The organism is Acetivibrio mesophilus, from assembly GCF_004102745.1.
Taxonomy (GTDB): Bacteria; Bacillota; Clostridia; order Acetivibrionales; family Acetivibrionaceae; genus Hungateiclostridium; species Hungateiclostridium mesophilum.
Genome location: NZ_RLII01000078.1, coordinates 1 through 1660, shown reverse-complemented (window position 1 = coordinate 1660; position 1660 = coordinate 1). Strand labels below are relative to the sequence as shown.

General features: G+C 29.9%; 2 protein-coding genes. Both read left to right on the top strand.

Going from position 1 to position 1660, the window contains the following annotated elements:
- The first annotated feature begins 327 nt into the window (after positions 1–327).
- A complete protein-coding gene (locus EFD62_RS17285) occupies positions 328–804 on the top strand; it encodes a hypothetical protein (RefSeq protein WP_235832710.1) in 477 nt (158 codons plus the stop codon).
- Between the two features lie 273 nt (positions 805–1077).
- Complete coding sequence (locus EFD62_RS17280; RefSeq protein WP_235832709.1) at positions 1078–1554, top strand: hypothetical protein; 477 nt, start codon at positions 1078–1080, stop codon at positions 1552–1554.
- Positions 1555–1660: the final 106 nt, after the last annotated feature.

Below are 1660 nucleotides of genomic sequence, written 5' to 3'. Positions count from 1 at the left end.
AGGTATTTTCCTAAATAAAAGGGAATTTACTTGTCAGTCTCTTTTGAATTATAACCGAGAAGGATACTATGATTTTATGTCGGAGAATAATTGGGAGGATGTAGAAAGGTAGAGAGAAACTTTATTGAATTGTTAATTAACTAATGGTATAATTACCATAATTAAGGTTAAACCAGTTTTGCAAGTGATGGGTCTGAAGTTTGACGTGCATATAAAACTAACACCTGAAGAGATTACGACGATAGCCAACAGAGTAAAGTAATTATCTGACCGGTTTAATGATATAACCATACCTTCAAGGGGTATTGGATAAGTGGGAGATGAAGAATGAGTATGAATAGAAAAGTGGTCTTAATAATTTTTTGTGCAAGTGTTTTAGTTGTATCTATGGTATTTTTCATTGGTAGTTTAAATAAAGATAACAAACAAGAAGAAGCAATAAGAAGTGATAAAGAAGCAATTATCAATAGATTTCCTAATGTTGGTGATTTTGAAAAATGCTATTGGAAGGGCGGTGTAATGGGTTCTGGCAGTAGATGGGTTCCAGGACCTTCTGACTACTGGATGAAAGGATTTATAGAGATAGATGCTGATAAGGTTAAATATTTTATAGAAAAATATGATATGAAAGTGTTAGATGAGAACTTAGAACTTGCTTTCGTACCTGAAGATTATAACAACACTATATCGAAATGGTTTTATAGTGAAGAGTTTAATGGCTTCATAAAGGAACCAAGATTTTTGGGAAATTTTTATATCGATAGTGAAAATAATATGATTTACTTTGAAGTAGTGATAAGTTAAGCGATTTCACCGATGGGTATTGATGGAAAATACAACGGATATATTCACAATGCCCACTAATAAACGATGCCAATGGTAATGAGTCAGTAATATATGAGACTGGTTCACAATACGTTGGTAGGACATTAATTATATTGATAATTTTAATATTTGTCACGATTATAATTCATGGTGTTGTTAAGACTGTATCGACAGAAATGAAGAAGTATAAAGAGAGAAAAGGATAATAATATTTGTTTTGACAATGAAAATAAATATAGGGGAATAAAAATTATGGGTTTCTTAAAAAAACATATTATAATCATAATGAGTGTTTTAGTACTAATAATTATTGTAGTAATTATGTTGTTCCACTTCGGTATGAATAAAAAAGGGAAAGAAGACTATATTGAGATGTTTTACGAAAATAAAAACACATTTGAAGAAATATCAAATAGCATTATTTCCTTAGAATATGATGTCAGCATTTTAAAAGAATCAGGCAAAATAATTGTAAAACAAAACAAAAATGCTGTAGAGATTTCCAAATCCTCGATTGATGAGCAAACCAAAAACAACATAAAAAGAGCAATAAGTGATTTGGATATAAGGAGTATTAATAAAAGAAATGCATATATAGAATTTATCTATAGCAACAAAAAGGATTTTCATGGCATAGTTTACGCTACAGATAAAAATCAGTTAAGCAGTTTTACTAATGTACAACATTTAGAGGGCAACTGGTACTATTGTTATATATTTAACGAATAGTTGTTTGCATTTTAAGCTTATGGTAGTTCTTTGTGTAGTTCAAGATGGGCTATAATATAAAGATGGGAAAGCCATAAAGACGTTAATTTCTAAACAAGCGTTGGAT